Source organism: Kitasatospora sp. NPDC059803, from assembly GCF_042732255.1.
GTDB lineage: Bacteria > Actinomycetota > Actinomycetes > Streptomycetales > Streptomycetaceae > Kitasatospora.
This window is the reverse complement of the sequence record NZ_JBHWIJ010000570.1, coordinates 1-1,659: the sequence shown is the minus strand read 5'-3', so window position 1 is coordinate 1,659 and position 1,659 is coordinate 1. Positions and strand designations below refer to the sequence as shown.

Below are 1,659 nucleotides of genomic sequence, written 5' to 3'. Positions count from 1 at the left end.
CCCCCCCGCCGGGCCCCCCCCCCCCGGGGGCCCCGGCCTGGTTTTCGTCGCCGGCAGGTCCTCGTCGACCGTCAGCGCCGCCAGCGGTCGCGCACCAGCTTCGCGGCCAGGTGCAGCGGCCCGTCCCGGTCACCGACGTAGCAGCGGGGAAGCGCGTACACCCCGCTGTGGACCCCGGGGCTGACCGCGCACCCGTACCCGTACCCGGCTTGCGCCACCGCCTCCACCGCGGCGGCGTCGAGCGAACCGTAGGGGTAGCAGAACCCCTCGACCTCCTGCCCCGTGAGGTCCTCCAGCACGCGGCGGCTGTCGGCGACCTGGGCCGCCAGCTCCCGCGCGCCCAGGCCCGCCAGCCGCCGGTGCGTCAGCCCGTGCGAGCCGATCTCCAGCCCGGCGGCGGCGGCCTCGTAAACCTGGCACGCCGTCATCAGCGGCTTGCGCGGGCCCTGCCGGTCCCAGTCGTTGTATCCGCCCAGCCGGTCGGCCACCACGTAGACCGTCGCCGTGAACCCGTACTCCGCCAGCGCGGGCATGGCCTCCTCCACGAAGTCGCGGTATCCGTCGTCGAAACTCAGCCCGACCATGCCCGCCGCGCTGCCGCCCCGGTGCGAGCGCATCAGGGCGCCGACCGACACCCCGCGCAGCCCGCGGGCGGACAGCCAGCGCAGCTGGCGGCGAAAGCGCGCAGGGTCGACGGTAATCAGATAGGGATCCTCACTCGTTGACGCCACCGAGTGGTACATCAGCGTCCACGGAAAACGCGCCGCACCTCCACCGGCCGCTTCTTCCGGGCTGTTGCGTGGTCGAATGATTCGCATGTTCTGCTCCAGCTGTCCGGCGGCACCGCCTGTGCAGGTGGCCTTCAGGGAAATTGCATTCTGGCAGCGTCGAACCCGGCTTCCATTCGCGCCAGGCGACTCCGCCCCATTTCACCCGGATGCCAGCCCAGAAGTCGCCCGACGAGTGCCCGGCCCGCACGGCCCGAATACCGGTTCCACCCCGTCCGGCACCGGCCGGCGTTTCACCTGGCCGCGACGGCGGCCGGTGCCCATGCGGCGGCTCTGGCGGCAGCGAGCGAGGCCCGGACCCGCGCTGCTCCTGCGGAGGTGATTCCCGTCGTGCGGCTGTCGCCCGCAGGACGGCTGACGAGGCCCGCACACGCGCGGCAGATGCCGGGTTGAGGGACAGGGTCGTGGCACTGGGCGCACTCGGCGTAGCAGGCCGCTGCGGGCCGTACAGCGGCCCGTCCGGGCGGCATCTTGCGCTCCAGGCGGTAGCGGAGCACCGCGACCGCCGAGTGCACCGGGGCGGGCAGGCCCGGCAGGAGGGCATGGGTGAGGTCGGCGGCTGTACTGCCGCGTTCCAGCCATTGGGCGACCAGGGGTGCGAGTTCACGTGCTTCGGCCTCGCCCAGGCGCAGGCGCGGTTCGGGGCGGATCACCCGGAACAGGGTGGCGACCGCGTCGCGGAGCTGTTCGTCCGGCGCGTCGTCCTCGGAGTCCCCCTCCCGCCCTTCCGTCCCCGGGGTGGTGACGCGTTCTCCGGGCTGCCGGGAGGGGAGGGAGGGTTCTTTCGCCGGGTTCTTTACCAGGGCGTCAGCGGCGCCGGTGGTCGCCTCACCGGGCGCCGGACGGGCGGCACCCGGCGTGGCGACCACCG

General features: G+C 73.7%; 1 protein-coding gene and 1 pseudogene. Both read right to left on the bottom strand.

What is annotated here, in order from left to right; all coding sequences use genetic code 11:
* Positions 1–71 precede the first annotated feature (71 nt).
* On the bottom strand, positions 72–731 hold the full coding sequence (locus ACFV6I_RS39555; protein ID WP_380431136.1) for a polysaccharide deacetylase family protein: 660 nt from the start codon (positions 729–731) through the stop codon (positions 72–74).
* A gap of 290 nt (positions 732–1,021) precedes the next feature.
* Positions 1,022–1,659: pseudogene (locus tag ACFV6I_RS39550) on the bottom strand (hypothetical protein); the annotation flags it as partial.